At 63.6% G+C, this 12,693-nt stretch carries 12 protein-coding genes and 1 pseudogene; 5 read left to right on the top strand and 8 right to left on the bottom strand.

The window, feature by feature from the left end:
* Window positions 1-30 precede the first annotated feature (30 nt).
* Complete coding sequence (gene aat, locus NJ75_RS23680; protein WP_082013268.1) at window positions 31-819, top strand: leucyl/phenylalanyl-tRNA--protein transferase; 789 nt, start codon at window positions 31-33, stop codon at window positions 817-819.
* A 35-nt stretch (window positions 820-854) separates the two neighbouring features.
* Here aat and NJ75_RS04575 read toward each other — a convergent pair.
* The 4 genes and pseudogenes from NJ75_RS04575 to NJ75_RS04560 form a co-directional block, all read right to left on the bottom strand.
* Window positions 855-1,247 (bottom strand): annotated as a pseudogene (locus tag NJ75_RS04575) (DUF2155 domain-containing protein); the annotation flags it as partial.
* Between the two features lie 23 nt (window positions 1,248-1,270).
* Window positions 1,271-1,684, bottom strand: coding sequence for an NADH:ubiquinone oxidoreductase subunit NDUFA12 (locus NJ75_RS04570; protein ID WP_039331838.1), 414 nt, complete (start codon window positions 1,682-1,684; stop codon window positions 1,271-1,273).
* An 80-nt stretch (window positions 1,685-1,764) separates the two neighbouring features.
* Window positions 1,765-2,262, bottom strand: a complete 498-nt coding sequence (locus tag NJ75_RS04565) for a DUF192 domain-containing protein (protein WP_039331836.1) — start codon at window positions 2,260-2,262, stop codon at window positions 1,765-1,767.
* Entirely contained in the window at window positions 2,246-2,818 is a 573-nt protein-coding gene (locus tag NJ75_RS04560; RefSeq protein ID WP_039331834.1) for a regulatory protein RecX, read from the bottom strand. The genes NJ75_RS04565 and NJ75_RS04560 overlap by 17 nt, the downstream gene beginning before the upstream one ends.
* 163 nt (window positions 2,819-2,981) lie before the next feature.
* On the opposite strand from NJ75_RS04560, the gene NJ75_RS04555 reads away from it, so the two are divergent.
* Complete coding sequence (locus NJ75_RS04555; RefSeq protein ID WP_039331832.1) at window positions 2,982-4,739, top strand: fatty acyl-AMP ligase; 1,758 nt, start codon at window positions 2,982-2,984, stop codon at window positions 4,737-4,739.
* Between the two features lie 92 nt (window positions 4,740-4,831).
* Complete coding sequence (locus NJ75_RS04550) at window positions 4,832-5,101, top strand: hypothetical protein (protein ID WP_039331830.1); 270 nt, start codon at window positions 4,832-4,834, stop codon at window positions 5,099-5,101.
* Here the strand turns inward: NJ75_RS04550 and NJ75_RS04545 are convergent.
* Window positions 5,098-5,976, bottom strand: coding sequence for a hypothetical protein (locus tag NJ75_RS04545; protein WP_039331828.1), 879 nt, complete (start codon window positions 5,974-5,976; stop codon window positions 5,098-5,100). The two genes, NJ75_RS04550 and NJ75_RS04545, sit on opposite strands and share 4 nt — an antisense overlap.
* 170 nt (window positions 5,977-6,146) lie before the next feature.
* Between NJ75_RS04545 and NJ75_RS04540 the strand changes: the two genes are divergently transcribed.
* Window positions 6,147-8,084: an alkyl/aryl-sulfatase gene (locus tag NJ75_RS04540; RefSeq protein ID WP_052241992.1), complete on the top strand. Its 1,938-nt coding sequence runs from the start codon at window positions 6,147-6,149 to the stop codon at window positions 8,082-8,084.
* Between the two features lie 9 nt (window positions 8,085-8,093).
* Here NJ75_RS04540 and NJ75_RS04535 read toward each other — a convergent pair whose 3' ends face one another.
* Window positions 8,094-8,483, bottom strand: a complete 390-nt coding sequence (locus tag NJ75_RS04535) for a c-type cytochrome (protein ID WP_369820982.1) — start codon at window positions 8,481-8,483, stop codon at window positions 8,094-8,096.
* Window positions 8,484-8,640: 157 nt separating this feature from the next.
* Between NJ75_RS04535 and NJ75_RS04530 the strand changes: the two genes are divergently transcribed.
* Window positions 8,641-10,044 (top strand): FAD-binding oxidoreductase, encoded by a 1,404-nt coding sequence (locus NJ75_RS04530; RefSeq protein WP_039331826.1) that lies wholly within the window; start codon window positions 8,641-8,643, stop codon window positions 10,042-10,044.
* Between the two features lie 148 nt (window positions 10,045-10,192).
* Here NJ75_RS04530 and NJ75_RS04525 read toward each other — a convergent pair whose 3' ends face one another.
* On the bottom strand, window positions 10,193-12,214 hold the full coding sequence (locus NJ75_RS04525; RefSeq protein ID WP_039331825.1) for an acetyl-CoA carboxylase biotin carboxylase subunit: 2,022 nt from the start codon (window positions 12,212-12,214) through the stop codon (window positions 10,193-10,195).
* Window positions 12,215-12,565 (bottom strand): lysozyme inhibitor LprI family protein, encoded by a 351-nt coding sequence (locus tag NJ75_RS04520; protein WP_039331824.1) that lies wholly within the window; start codon window positions 12,563-12,565, stop codon window positions 12,215-12,217. It lies immediately after the preceding gene.
* Window positions 12,566-12,693: the final 128 nt, after the last annotated feature.

The raw sequence follows: 12,693 nt of genomic DNA, 5'->3' as shown, positions 1-12,693 counted from the left end.
GCAACCGACCGAAACACATTATTGAAGATTATGGCCCGCAACGATCCCCACGCCATCCCGCCCGAGCTCCTGCTCAAGGCCTATCGCGCCGGGATTTTCCCGATGGCCGACAGCCGCGATGATCCCGAAGTCTTCTGGGTGGAGCCGCGGATGCGGGCGATTCTGCCGCTGGAGGGCTTTCATCTTTCCAAATCCCTGGCCCGCACATTGCGCCGGGGCAAATTCACCGTCACCTGCAACGCCGCTTTCGAAGCCGTGATCGACGCCTGCGCTGCGCCCCGCCCCGGTGCCGAGGAAAGCTGGATCAGCGCGCGGATTCGCGAAAGCTACATCGGGCTTCACGAACATGGTCATGCCCATTCCATCGAATGCTGGAACGAGGGGCGGCTGGTCGGCGGACTTTATGGCGTGGGATTCGCGCGCGTGTTCTGTGGCGAATCGATGTTCAGCCGCCAGACCGATGCATCCAAGGTCGCTCTGGCCTGGTTGGTCGCGTCGCTGCGCACGGTGGGCGCGGAATTGCTCGACTGCCAGTTCACCACGACCCACCTGGCGTCTCTGGGCGCAATCGAGATTCCGCAGAGCCAGTACCTGCAACTGCTGTCACAGGCGCAGCGGCCCTATTCTTCGGCTGAAGTGGCTGCAGGTCGCGCGCTTGCCGAAGCGGTCGGTGATGGACTGGTCGCGGGCTTCGGCCCGGGATTGGGGGATGCCGCCGCGCTGGCGTTGCCGCTGGGCTTTGCCGCATTGCGCGCGGAAGCGACCGGCTCTTCCTCGCCGGGGAAGGTCATCGCACAGTCCTTGACCCAGACGTCATAGACAGGGTGTTCGACCACGCTCAACGACGGGGCGTTCCGGAACAACCAGCCTGAAAACACCTTGCGCCACGCCAGTGGCTGATCGGTGCTCGCCCGCTCCTCGACGAACAGCTGGACGAAGGCGCCGGTCTCGGGCGGGTCTTCCCAAGGCGCGGTCTTCTCGCAGGTGGCGAGCTTGACGATGGCATTGCCGATCCGCCGCGATTCGCCGCTCTTGAGGACAATGTCCTGCGTGATGTTGTTGCGCTTGTTGAGCAGGCCGAGGGTCGCCACGCGGTCCTTGATCGGCGTGCCGAATTCGCTTTCCACTGCGGCACCGGATGCGCTGGCAATCGCCGCACCTGTTTCCGTGGCCTCTGGCGGGGGAGCGGGAGCCTTCTCGCCGCAACCAGCAAGCGTCAGCAGACCCGCAAGTGCGAGTGAACGCATTGCCGGCGATGCGACAGATGGCATCAGGCTTCCGGAACCCAGGCTTCGTAGTCGCCGGTTGCGGCGGCGCGCTTGCCACCGCGCTCCAGCGCGCCCTGCGGACGATAGGCCTGCGAGGTCCCCGTGGCATTCGGCGTGAAGTCCGCTTCCCAGATACGCGGTGGCGGCAGGTTGCTTTCGGGCACGCCATCGAACGCCCCGTGCAGCCAGCCATGCCATTCCGAGGGAACCCGGCTGGCATCGTTGGCGCCATTGTAGATCACCCAGCGGCGTTCGCGCCCGGCAAAGGGGTGGCCCTTGGGATAGGGCTTCTTGGCGCGGAAATAGGTGTTCCCTTGCGCATCGGTGCCCACCTGCTCACCATTGAGTGCGCTGAACAGCATGGTGGTGACGGTGGCACCATTCCACCACGTGAAGATCTTGCCGAGGATGCTCATGCTACCTGCCTTGGATATCAGGGGGCGCTTAGCCGCTGATGGGGGGAGTCGGCAAGCGCGTTGATGCCGCTGCCCTCATCTTACCAGTCAACCTTGTCGCCCGGCTTGATGCCGAGCCTTGCGGCCAGCCCGCCATTGATTTCCAGCACCGCCAGCGTCGGCCCGTCCGCAGGGAGCGGGGTTTCGTCATAAGGTCTGGCATTGGCCGCGATGTTGATGATGCGGCGATCGAGACCGACGAAGATGATGTCGAGCGGAATCACCGTGTTGCGCATCCAGAACGAAGCAATATCCGGCGGATTGCGCAGGAAGATCATGCCCTCGTCATCGCCGATCTCGGTTCGGAACATCAGCCCCTTGGCCTGCTCGGCAGAGGTGCGTGCAACTTCCGACTTGAACACGTGGGCCCCGTTGCCGCTGGTCACCGTCACGGGCGTGATCTGGAGGCCCGAGACCGGATGAACCGCCGCTGCTGACGCTTGGGGCTGCGCCTTGGCCCCGGCGTCGGCCGCACCTGGCGAGCACCCTGCGATCAGCGCAAGGGCAGAAAGAACGGCTAGTCTAGTCAGCTGCTTCATCGATCCACTCTTCCAGAGCTTCGGGGCTGGATGCATTCACCACCTCGCGCGCATAGGCAAGGGGGTGTCCGGCCCTGAGCATGGCTGCGACCTGCTTCTCGCGCAGGGCCGGGTCAAGCCCGCTGCCCCCGCCAAACGGGCCGAAGCGCCGCTTTCGCGCCATGACGAGTGCAGCCCGGCGTCGCTCCGCATCGCTGCCGCGTGCCTCCTCGCGCAGCGGTTCGGCGATTCCCGCAGCGCCCAGCGCCTGCTCGATGCGCCGCGCCCCATAGCCTCGCCGCAGCAGGCTTTGCGCCTTGCCGCGGGCAAATCCGGCATCGTCGACATAACCCAGTTCGACGAATCGGCTGACGATCGCGTGAAGATCGGCTTCGCCTTCCCCCTCCCAGCCCCGTTCGCGCAACTTGCGCCTCAGGTAGTCGGAAAGCTTGCCCGCGCTGGTGGCAAAGCGCGCGACATAGGCCAGCGCCATTTCGTCAAGCCGCGCGGCATCGAGCGGCCTTGGCGGTTTCCTTTCGCGGCGGTTGCCACGGCCATCAGGGGAATTGCGGTCCATCCGCCACATTCGTGCCACAGTCCCTGCTAAATGAGAACGTCCGTACCGTGGTGGCGTTGTTTTCGCGTCACGGACCAGTAATGGGCCGTTCGAGCTAATGGACCGTTCATCGGCGGGTCTGCACAGGCCCGCAGGACGAATGAAGAGAACATCGGGGTATCGCATGACTGTTTCGAACGCTGTCGCTGACAAGGCGATTCTCGTTCCCACGCCCAACATCGACGTGCAGCCACGTCGGTATGCGGACTTCGATACCTTCTGCGATGCGCTGGACTATGCCGCCAAGGGCGTGCTGGGGTTCAACTTCCACGATCCGCGCGGCACGCTTTCGCGAGTCTATCCCTATTCCGAACTGCGTGAGGACGCGCTGGTGGCCGCCCGCCGCCTGATGGCGATGGGCGTCGTTCCCGGTGACCGCGTGGCACTGGTAGCAGAAACCGGTCCCGATTTCGCCGCGATCTTCTGCGGCGCGATGTATGCAGGCGCGTGGCCCGTCCCCCTGCCCCTGCCGACCAGCTTCGGCGGTAAGGAAAGCTATATCGACCAGCTCGCCGTCCAGCTTGCCAGTTCGGACCCGAAGATGCTGGTCTATCCCGGCGAGATTGCCGAAATGGCAGGCGCCGCCGCCGCGCGTCAGGGCTGCGCCGGTCTTTCGTGGGACGAATTCCATGCGGGCGATCAGTCCGACGCCGCCCTGCCCACGCCTGATCCTGACGCAATCAGCTACCTTCAGTATTCCAGCGGCTCGACGCGCTTTCCGCATGGCGTTGCCGTCACGCACCGCGCATTGCTGGCCAACCTCGCCGGCCATTCGCACGGCATGAAGATCGCCGATCCGGATCGTGCGGTTTCGTGGCTGCCGTGGTATCACGACATGGGTCTTGTCGGCTGCTTCCTTTCGCCGATCGCCAACAGCGTCTCGGTCGATTACCTCAAGACCGAGGACTTCGCCCGCCGTCCGCTGGCATGGCTTGACCTGATCAGCCGCAACAAGGGCACGACGCTCTCCTATTCGCCCACCTTCGGCTACGACATCTGCGCCCGCCGCATCTCCAGCCAGACCCACGTCTCGGACCGTTTCGACCTGTCGCGCTGGCGCGTTGCCGGCAACGGGGCCGACATGATCCGCCCCGACGTGATGCAGAACTTCGTCAACGCCTTTGCGGAAGCCGGCTTCAAGGCCGAGGCCTTCCTGCCGAGCTATGGCCTTGCCGAGGCGACGCTGGCCGTCACCATAATGCCGCCGGGAGAAGGCATTCGCGTCGAGCTGGTCGAGGAAGAGCGCCTGTCGGGCACGCCGCGCGATCTTTCGCGCCCTGCCCGCTATCGCGCCATGGTCAATTGCGGCGTGCCCGTTCTTGGCATGGAGGTCGCGATCCGGGGCGAGAACGGCAACTCGCTTTCGCATCACCACATCGGCAAGGTCTGGTGCCGCGGCTCGTCGGTGATGCACTCCTATTTCCGCGACCCGGAAGCGACCGACGCCTGCATGGTCGATGGCTGGCTCGATACGGGCGACATGGGTTACGTCGATGAAAAGGGCTACCTGTTCATCGTCGGCCGCGCCAAGGACATGATCATCATCAACGGCAAGAACCACTGGCCGCAGGACATCGAATGGGCGGTGGAGCAGCTTCCCGGCTTCCACCAGGGCGACATCGCCGCGTTCTCGGTAGAGACCGAAAATGGCGAGGAAGCGCCCGCCGTGCTCGTGCATTGCCGCGTGTCCGACCCGGTCGAACGCGTCAAGCTGCGCGACCAGATCCGCGACAAGGTGCGTTCGATCACCGGCATGAACTGCGTGGTCGAACTTGTGCCGCCGCGCACGCTGCCGCGCACCAGTTCGGGCAAGCTCAGCCGCGCGAAGGCCAAGAAGCTCTACCTCGCGGGCGAGATCGCGCCATACCAGCTCGCCGCCTGACCGTTCCAATCCGAAACGAATGCCCGACTCAATAGCTTGACGAAATTGCCATCTTCCGATTCCCTGTGCTGCGGGGAATTGGGAGAGGGTTTATGGCAACGGCAAACTCGCCGAGCGATGATACACCGCACGAGCTTTCGGGCGTTGTCGTTGGCTGGAAACACCGCGCTTTCGCACGCAACATCCATCTGACCGTACAATCGAGCAAGACCCCCCGGCCCACGCCCGATGCGATCGACACGCACCACCTGCTGATGACGCGCAACCAGGCCCTGCTGCTTGCCAATTACCTCATGCGTGTAACCGGCCAGCAGCTCCCGCCAAGGCGGCGGCGAACCCTGTGGCAGAGGTTGTTCGGTTAGGGAACGATGCTACCAGTCGCGATGCGCCACTGCCCATCACGAAACCGGTAGATGTTTGGCGAGATGCAACGCTGCTGTGCGGCGCAGTCCTCGGCGACGGTCTTCGAGAACCGCTGCAGGCCCTCTCCATCAGGCATCAGACCGACAAAGACGAAGCCATCCGACACGGCTGTGACAAACAGATCGGGACCAAGTTCCTCTGCCAGCGCGGCAAATCCGTCTCTCTGCACCAGCAAGCTGCCGAGATACTCGTACTCCTCGAACGCCACCGCATTTTCTCGGAGTTGAGCTACGGTTGGCAGCGGCGGAAGTCTCTCGGCAGTCTGCCGCTCGGCAATGCGCCACGCCTCTTCTTCCGAAAGCGAGAGTTTCTGCAACGCTTCGCGTCCGGCAAGGGCGATCGTGTCGGGTGAGTCAAGTACCAGAAACTCGTACAGATCCTCGCCGATCTGGCGCGCGAGAGCGTCGATTACCTTGGCACCGGAAACATCGCCACGCGATGGAGGGCTTTTCACATAGTCGTAATAGACCTTGTCTCGGACAGTAACCCGAAGATCGCTGATCTTGCCTTCAGGTGGCAGCAGTGCTGTCTTTCGTGCGAACTCCTCTTTGGCAACCTTGCAGTCGGCTTTCTCTGCGGACTGACAGAATGTCCAGATGCGGCCGATATTTACGATCCGGTCACTGTCCTCGCCGGGGAAATCAATGCGGAGCTCCTGCCAGTCATCTCCCGATGGCTTTACCTCGCCAGACGGATGAGCCTTGCCGACCAGGCGCACCATATCCTTGACGAAGGTGGCCTGCCTGTCTTCCGCGCACGCCCACGTGGGCAGGGCGATGAAGGCCGCAATTTGCAAGAGCTTCCGCAGGATCATGAAAACGCCTTAACGCAATGGAGCCCGCAGAGTGCCGATACGCTTCGGAACTGTCCACGCAGGTTGAACAGATTTCTTCCGCCAGGGATTCCTTATTCGGGCTTTCCTAATCGCGCGATTAAAGTCACTCTGCACCCGAAACTCCACATGGAACGGAGCCGGGAGAGGACATGCGTTTCACGAACTTTTGCCGCGCCCTGACCGCCAGCGCGTCACTGCTGCTCGTTGCAGGCCCGGCCCGGGCCGATGCACCGACCGACGCCACCCGCAAGGCCAACGCCGCGGCCCTCGCCGACCTGCCGATGGCCGACCGACAGGACTTCGATTTCGCATCCCGCGGGTTCGTGGCAACGCTGAAAGACCCGGTGATCCGCGACGCCGCGGGCAAGCCGGTGTGGGACACCGCCGCCTTCGCCTTTGCCAATGGCCCTGCCCCTGCCACCGTGAACCCCAGTTTGTGGCGTCATGCCCAGGTGCTCGGCAAGGCCGGCCTGTTCAAGGTGACGGACCGCATCTGGCAAGTGCGCGGGTTCGACGTCGCCAACGTGACCTTCGTGCGTGGGGACCAGGGCTGGATCGTGATCGACCCGCTGACTGCCACCGAGACTGCGGCCGCCGCCTACGCGCTGATCTCCGAGAAGGTGGCAAGGCTCCCCGTCACCGCCATGATCTACACTCACAGCCACGTCGATCATTTCGGCGGCGCGGGTGCGTTCACCTCGGTCATGGCCAAGGACGCGCCGATCATTGCTCCGCAGGGCTTCACCCGCGCTGCCGTCAGCGAGAACGTCATTGCAGGTCCCGCAATGGGGCGTCGCGCCTCCTATCAGTTCGGCCTGGGCTTGCCCAAGGGCCCGGAAGGCTCGATGGGCTCGGGCATCGGCATGGGTGTGGCGGCAGGCGGGCGCAGCCTGATCCCGCCAACGCGCGAAATCGGCGAGACCGGCACGGAACTCGTGCTCGACGGCGTGCGCGTGCGCTTCCAGATCACGCCCGGAACCGAAGCCCCTGCCGAGATGAACTTCGGCTTCCCAGATTGGAAGGTTGCCGACCTGGCCGAGAACGCCAACGTCACACAGCACAACATCCTCACCCCGCGCGGGGCAGTGATCCGCGATGCCAAGGCCTGGGCGCAAGGGCTGACCGAGGCGATCGACTTCTTTGCAGGGTCCGAAGTGCTGATCGCCAGCCATGGCTGGCCCCGCTTTGGTGCAGGCGAGATCACCAGTTATCTCGCCAAGCACCGCGATGCCTATGCCTACCTTCATGATCAGACCGTGCGGCTGATGAACAAGGGCCTGACCGGGCCTGAAATCGCGGCGCAGCTCACGCTGCCCCCTGCGCTGGCGGCAAAGTGGTACGACCGGGCTTATTACGGCTCCTACAGCTTCAACAGCCGCGCCGTGTATCAGTTCTACATGGGTTGGTACGATGGCAATCCCGTCCACCTCGCTCCCCTGCCCCCGGAACAGGGCGGAAGGCGATATGTCGAGGCATTGGGCGGTGCAGCGCGGGTGCGCGCCCTGGCAGAGGACGCCTTCGCCAAGGGCGATTACGGCTGGACGGCGGAATTGCTCGACAAGGTGATTTTCGCCGATGGCAATGATGCTGCGGCAAAGAGCCTGCTTGCCCGTACCTATCGCCAGCTCGCCTATCAGAGCGAGAACGCACTGTGGCGGAACATGTATCTCACCGGCGCGACCGAACTGGAAATGGGCGTCACCGCAACCGATCCCACCGGCGGTGCAGCCCTGATCAGCCAACTCCCGCCGTCAGACTTGTTCGAAGTCCTTGCGGTGCGGCTCGATCCGGCCAAGGCTGGAGACCGCTCTGCCTCGCTCGGGTTCGTCTTTCCTGACAAGGATCAGGACTGGACGGTAACGATCGCCAATGGCGTGCTGGTTCACCGCAAGGGCCTGCGCGAAGGGCGGCAGGCGACGCTCACGGTGCGTTATGCCGATTTGCTGTCAGCCTTGTTTGCAGGTCAGCCGCTTGCGGCCAAGGTTGCCTCGGGCGAGGCGAAGATCGAAGGGGATCCGGCGGCCTTCGCCCGCCTCATCGGCTGGCTCGACAAGCCGGACCCTGCATTCAATATCGTGACGCCCTAATAGGCAAGCTCAGTTGGGCTTCTTGAGATAGGCGATCACGTTGGCGCGGTCTGCAGCATTGGGCAGGCCCGCAAACGCCATCGAAGTGCCGGGAACAACCGCGGCAGGGCGCGTGAGCCACTTGTCGAGCGTGGCATCATCCCACTTGATCTTGGCCTTCTGCATCGCCGCGGAATACTTGAAGCCCGGAGCCGCCGCGGCCTTGCGCCCGACAACGCCCGCAAGGTTGGGGCCCATCTTGGCACCGGCGCCCGGCTGCACGGCATGGCAGGCGATACAACGCATGAAAATCTTCTTGCCCGCAACCGGATCGCCCTTGGCCTGGGCAAAGGCGGTTCCGCCCGCCAGCGCCGAGGCGGCCAGCCCTGCAACGATCATCGCACCCATCATCTTCTTCATCGATACACCCTGTTCAGTTCCAGAAGCCGCCAGAGCCGCAAAGCTCGAACGCACGAAGAGAATTCCGCATTCGCGCTTTATCGCGGCTGAACGCGCAGGCGCTATATCAATTAGGGCAGTTGCTGCAAAAAGGGTGTCGATGGGTTAGGCCGTAAACATGGAAACCCTGTCTGTCCCGCATGCCCGCCCTTTGCCCAACGGCTTTCTCGACCGTCTTTCGGCCCGCTTCGGCCTGCAATGTCAGACGAGCGAAGCAATCCGCGCCCAGCATGGCGCCAGCGAATCGCAGTATCCCACCGTTCTTCCGGATGCTGTGGTCTTTGCCCGGTCAACGCAGGACGTGGTCGATTGCGTCAACCTGTGCCGCGAAGCCGGCGTGGCCATTGTGCCCTTTGGCGCCGGCACATCGCTGGAAGGCCACACCTTGCCACTCGAAGGCGGGGTCAGTCTGGACCTGACGCCGATGGACGCAGTCCTGGCTGTAAACCATGCCGATTTCGACTGCACCGTGCAGCCCGGCATCCGCCGCGAGGCGCTCAATGCGCACCTGCGCGACAGCGGCCTGTTCTTCCCGATCGATCCGGGTGCGAACGCCTCGATCGGCGGCATGGCCTCGACGCGCGCCTCGGGCACAAACGCAGTCCGCTATGGCACGATGCGCGAGGCCGTGCTGGGCCTGGAGGTGGTGACGCCGCAGGGCAAGGTCATCCGCACTGGCAAGCGCGCCAAGAAGTCTGCCGCCGGATACGATCTCACGCGGCTCTACATCGGCTCCGAAGGCACGTTGGGCGTCATCACCGGCATCACCCTGCGACTTCATCCGGTGCCGGAAGCGATCATGGCCGCAACCTGCCCATTCGAGACGCTGTCCGGCGCGATCGAAACGGTGGTGCAGGCCTTCCATTGCGGCGTGCCGATGGCGCGGATCGAACTGCTCGATGCCATGCAGGTCCATGCGGTGAATTTGCGAAGCAAGCTGGGTCTGCCCGAAGCGCCGACGCTGTTCTTCGAATTTCACGGCACCCCCAACGGGGTTGCCGAGCAGGTCGAGACGGTCAAGGGCTTGGCTTCGGCCAACGGCGGTGGCGCGTTCCAGTGGGCAACACTGGCTGAAGACCGCAACCGCCTGTGGCGCGCGCGGCACGAATCCTATTATGCTGCCGTCAACTTGCGGCCCGGCGCCATCGGCCTGACCACCGACGTCTGCGTACCGATGAGCCGGCTGGCCGAATGCATCCTTGCCACCCGCGCCGATCTCGACAGCTGCAGTGTGCCCGCAACTATCCTTGGCCACGTCGGGGACGGCAACTTCCACCTCGTCTTCTCAATTGACCCGAATGCGCCGCACGAAATGGCAGAAGTGGAAGCGGTCAACCATCGCATGGTCGCCCGGGCGCTGGCCATGGACGGCACCTGCACCGGCGAGCACGGCGTCGGCATCGGCAAGCAACAATGCCTCATCGATGAACTGGGCGAGGACGCGGTGGACGTGATGCGCACGCTCAAGCAAGTGCTGGACCCGGGCAACATCTTCAATCCGGGCAAGATTTTCCGGAGCTGAGACAGTCCACCCCCAACCCCTCCCGCGTGCGGAAGGGGAGTTGAAGAACCTGTTCCTGCCCTCCCGTAAACGGGAGGGCCGCGAGACTTGGAGAGCGAAGCGATTCTAGTCGCAGCGGGGTGGGCACATGGCGCCGCCCCGCCCAGCCTCACTCCATTTCCAGAATGATCGCGTCGACCGCCAGGCTGTCGCCCGCCTTGGCGTTGACCGACTTGACCTTGCCCGCCTTTTCGGCGCGCAGGATGTTCTCCATCTTCATCGCTTCGACCACGGCGAGCGGCTGGCCTGCTTCCACGGTATCGCCCTCGCCCACGTTGAGGCTGACGAGCAGGCCCGGCATCGGGCAGATCAGGAACTTCGAAAGATCGGGCGGGATCTTTTCGATCATGTGCCTGGTCAGGTGCGCGATGTGGGCGGGCAGGACCTGCACGTCATGGATCGCGCCCCGCGTCGTCAGCTTGAACCCGGCGCGCGTGGTCTCGACCTTCACTGACAGCGGCTTGTCGTCGACCTCGCAATGCACCATGCGGTCGCCCGGCGTGTATTCCAGCGCGATGTCGATGGCCTTGCCGTCAACGCTGATCTCGTCCTCGGTCAGTTCCACCGCATAGGTCGAACCACCGATCTTCACCGCCCATTCCGACGGCGGATCGAGATCGTGGCCAAGCTGGTTGTCGACCTGCCGCGCCCGGTCCGACCGCGCGGTGGCAAGAAATGCTGCCAGCGCCGCCAGCGTTTGCTTCAGTTCGTCAGACGTTGCCGCACCGTGGAAGCCCTCCGGGTATTCCTCGGCAATGAAGCCGGTGGTCAGCTCGCCCGAACGGAAGCGCGGGTGCTGCATGATCGCATTGACGAAGTCGATATTGTGGCCAAGCCCTTCGATCTCGAAAGCGTCGAGTGCCTGGATCTGCTTGTCCGCCGCCTCGTCGCGCGTCTTGCCCCAAGTGATCAGCTTGGCGATCATCGGGTCATAGAACATTGAGACTTCGCCGCCTTCATATACGCCGTCGTCCACGCGCACGCCATCCACGCCGCGCCGCCCGTTGGCCTGCCCGTCATCGGTCCATCCGGCCAGCGGCGGGTTGTAGCGGATCAGGCGCCCGGTCGAAGGCAGGAAGCCGCGATAGGGATCTTCGGCATAGACGCGGTTTTCGATCGCCCAGCCGTCGATCTTGATGTCGTCCTGCGTCATCTGCAGCTTTTCGCCATAGGCAACGCGGATCATCTGCTCGACAAGGTCGATGCCGGTGATCGCCTCGGTGACGGGATGCTCCACCTGCAGGCGGGTGTTCATTTCAAGGAAGTAGAAGCTCTCGCCAGAGGGGTCAGCGCCCGACACGATCAGTTCCACTGTGCCTGCGGAGTAATAGCCCACCGCGCGGGCCAGCGCGACACACTGTTCGCCCATGGCCTTGCGCATTTTCGGGGTGACGAAGGGCGAAGGCGCTTCTTCCACCACCTTCTGGTGGCGGCGCTGGATCGAGCATTCGCGCTCGTTGAGGTAGAGAATGTTGCCGTGCTTGTCGCCGAGGATCTGGATCTCGATGTGGCGCGGGTTGAGAATGAACTTCTCGATGAACACGCGGTCATCGCCGAACGAGTTCAGGCCCTCGCGCTTCACGGCCTCGAAGCCCTCGCGCACGTCCTTCTCGCTGTAGGCAAGGCGCATGCCCTTGCCGCCACCGCCGGCCGAGGCCTTCATCATCACCGGATAGCCGATCTCGTCCGAAATGCGCACCGCATGCTCGGTATCCTCGATCTCGCCGACGAAGCCGGGGACGACGTTGACGCCCGCTTCCTTGGCGAGCTTCTTGGATTCGATCTTGTCGCCCATCGCGGCAATCGCGCCGACAGGGGGGCCAATGAACGCGATGTTCTCTGCCGCCAGCGCCTCGGCAAACGAGGTGCGCTCGGACAGGAAGCCGTAACCCGGATGCACGGCTTCCGCGCCGGTCTGCTTGCACGCCGCGATGATCTTGTCCGCGATCAGGTAGGACTGTGCGGCAGGCGCAGGCCCGATATGCACCGCCTCGTCCGCCATCTGCACGAACGGCGCCCGCGCATCGGCATCGGAATAGACCGCCACCGTCTGAATACCCATGCGACGCGCCGTCTTGATCACACGGCAGGCAATTTCACCACGGTTGGCGATGAGGATCTTCTTGAACATTCAGATATCCTTGGCGAGTTCGGCGAGCATTTCCGTGCGCTCGATCGTAAGATTGGTCAGGCAGTTGATATGAAGCATCTTGTCTAGCGAAACGCCCAGATCGAAAGGCCAGCGTGCTTCACACTCGGCATCGCGAAACGTCAGCCAGGCGCGCTGCGCCGCACGAAGCCGAGCCTCATCATCAGGCGACCGCTCTCGGAAGAGACGGAGCGTAGTCTTCCACTGCGCATTCAAGGCCCGGTCGGCTTTCAAGAATTCGGAATGAGCGCAATCATTGAGTTCGGCTTGAACGGACGTGTTCTTGCAGTCGGGCGAAACGCTGACTGCCGCGAGCATCAGCATTAGAGACATGCCGAAGCCTCCACTTCTAGCGTCGCCCCGGGCTTGACCCGAAGTCCCGCTAATCCCGTGACCGCGCAAAAGGCAGCGGGGCCCCGGGTCGAGCCCGGGGCGACGGAGAAAAGGCAAGGCGAAGCTGC

This window comes from Novosphingobium subterraneum (genome assembly GCF_000807925.1).
GTDB classification, from domain to species: Bacteria; Pseudomonadota; Alphaproteobacteria; order Sphingomonadales; family Sphingomonadaceae; genus Novosphingobium; species Novosphingobium subterraneum.
Note: the sequence above shows the minus strand (reverse complement) of the source record. Positions and strands in the feature narration are given on the sequence as shown.

Bases quoted from the DNA above. Each gene is read 5' to 3' on its own strand.
- NJ75_RS04545 (WP_039331828.1), bottom strand. From the start codon at position 5,976: ATGATCCTGCGGAAGCTCTTGCAAATTGCGGCCTTCATCGCCCTGCCC.
- NJ75_RS04565 (WP_039331836.1), bottom strand. From the start codon at position 2,262: ATGAAGCAGCTGACTAGACTAGCCGTTCTTTCTGCCCTTGCGCTGATC.
- NJ75_RS04570 (WP_039331838.1), bottom strand. From the start codon at position 1,684: ATGAGCATCCTCGGCAAGATCTTCACGTGGTGGAATGGTGCCACCGTC.
- NJ75_RS04540 (WP_052241992.1), top strand. From the start codon at position 6,147: ATGCGTTTCACGAACTTTTGCCGCGCCCTGACCGCCAGCGCGTCACTG.
- NJ75_RS04535 (WP_369820982.1), bottom strand. From the start codon at position 8,483: ATGAAGAAGATGATGGGTGCGATGATCGTTGCAGGGCTGGCCGCCTCG.
- NJ75_RS04560 (WP_039331834.1), bottom strand. From the start codon at position 2,818: ATGGACCGCAATTCCCCTGATGGCCGTGGCAACCGCCGCGAAAGGAAA.
- NJ75_RS04555 (WP_039331832.1), top strand. From the start codon at position 2,982: ATGACTGTTTCGAACGCTGTCGCTGACAAGGCGATTCTCGTTCCCACG.
- NJ75_RS04530 (WP_039331826.1), top strand. From the start codon at position 8,641: ATGGAAACCCTGTCTGTCCCGCATGCCCGCCCTTTGCCCAACGGCTTT.
- NJ75_RS04525 (WP_039331825.1), bottom strand. From the start codon at position 12,214: ATGTTCAAGAAGATCCTCATCGCCAACCGTGGTGAAATTGCCTGCCGT.
- NJ75_RS04550 (WP_039331830.1), top strand. From the start codon at position 4,832: ATGGCAACGGCAAACTCGCCGAGCGATGATACACCGCACGAGCTTTCG.
- aat (WP_082013268.1), top strand. From the start codon at position 31: ATGGCCCGCAACGATCCCCACGCCATCCCGCCCGAGCTCCTGCTCAAG.
- NJ75_RS04520 (WP_039331824.1), bottom strand. From the start codon at position 12,565: ATGTCTCTAATGCTGATGCTCGCGGCAGTCAGCGTTTCGCCCGACTGC.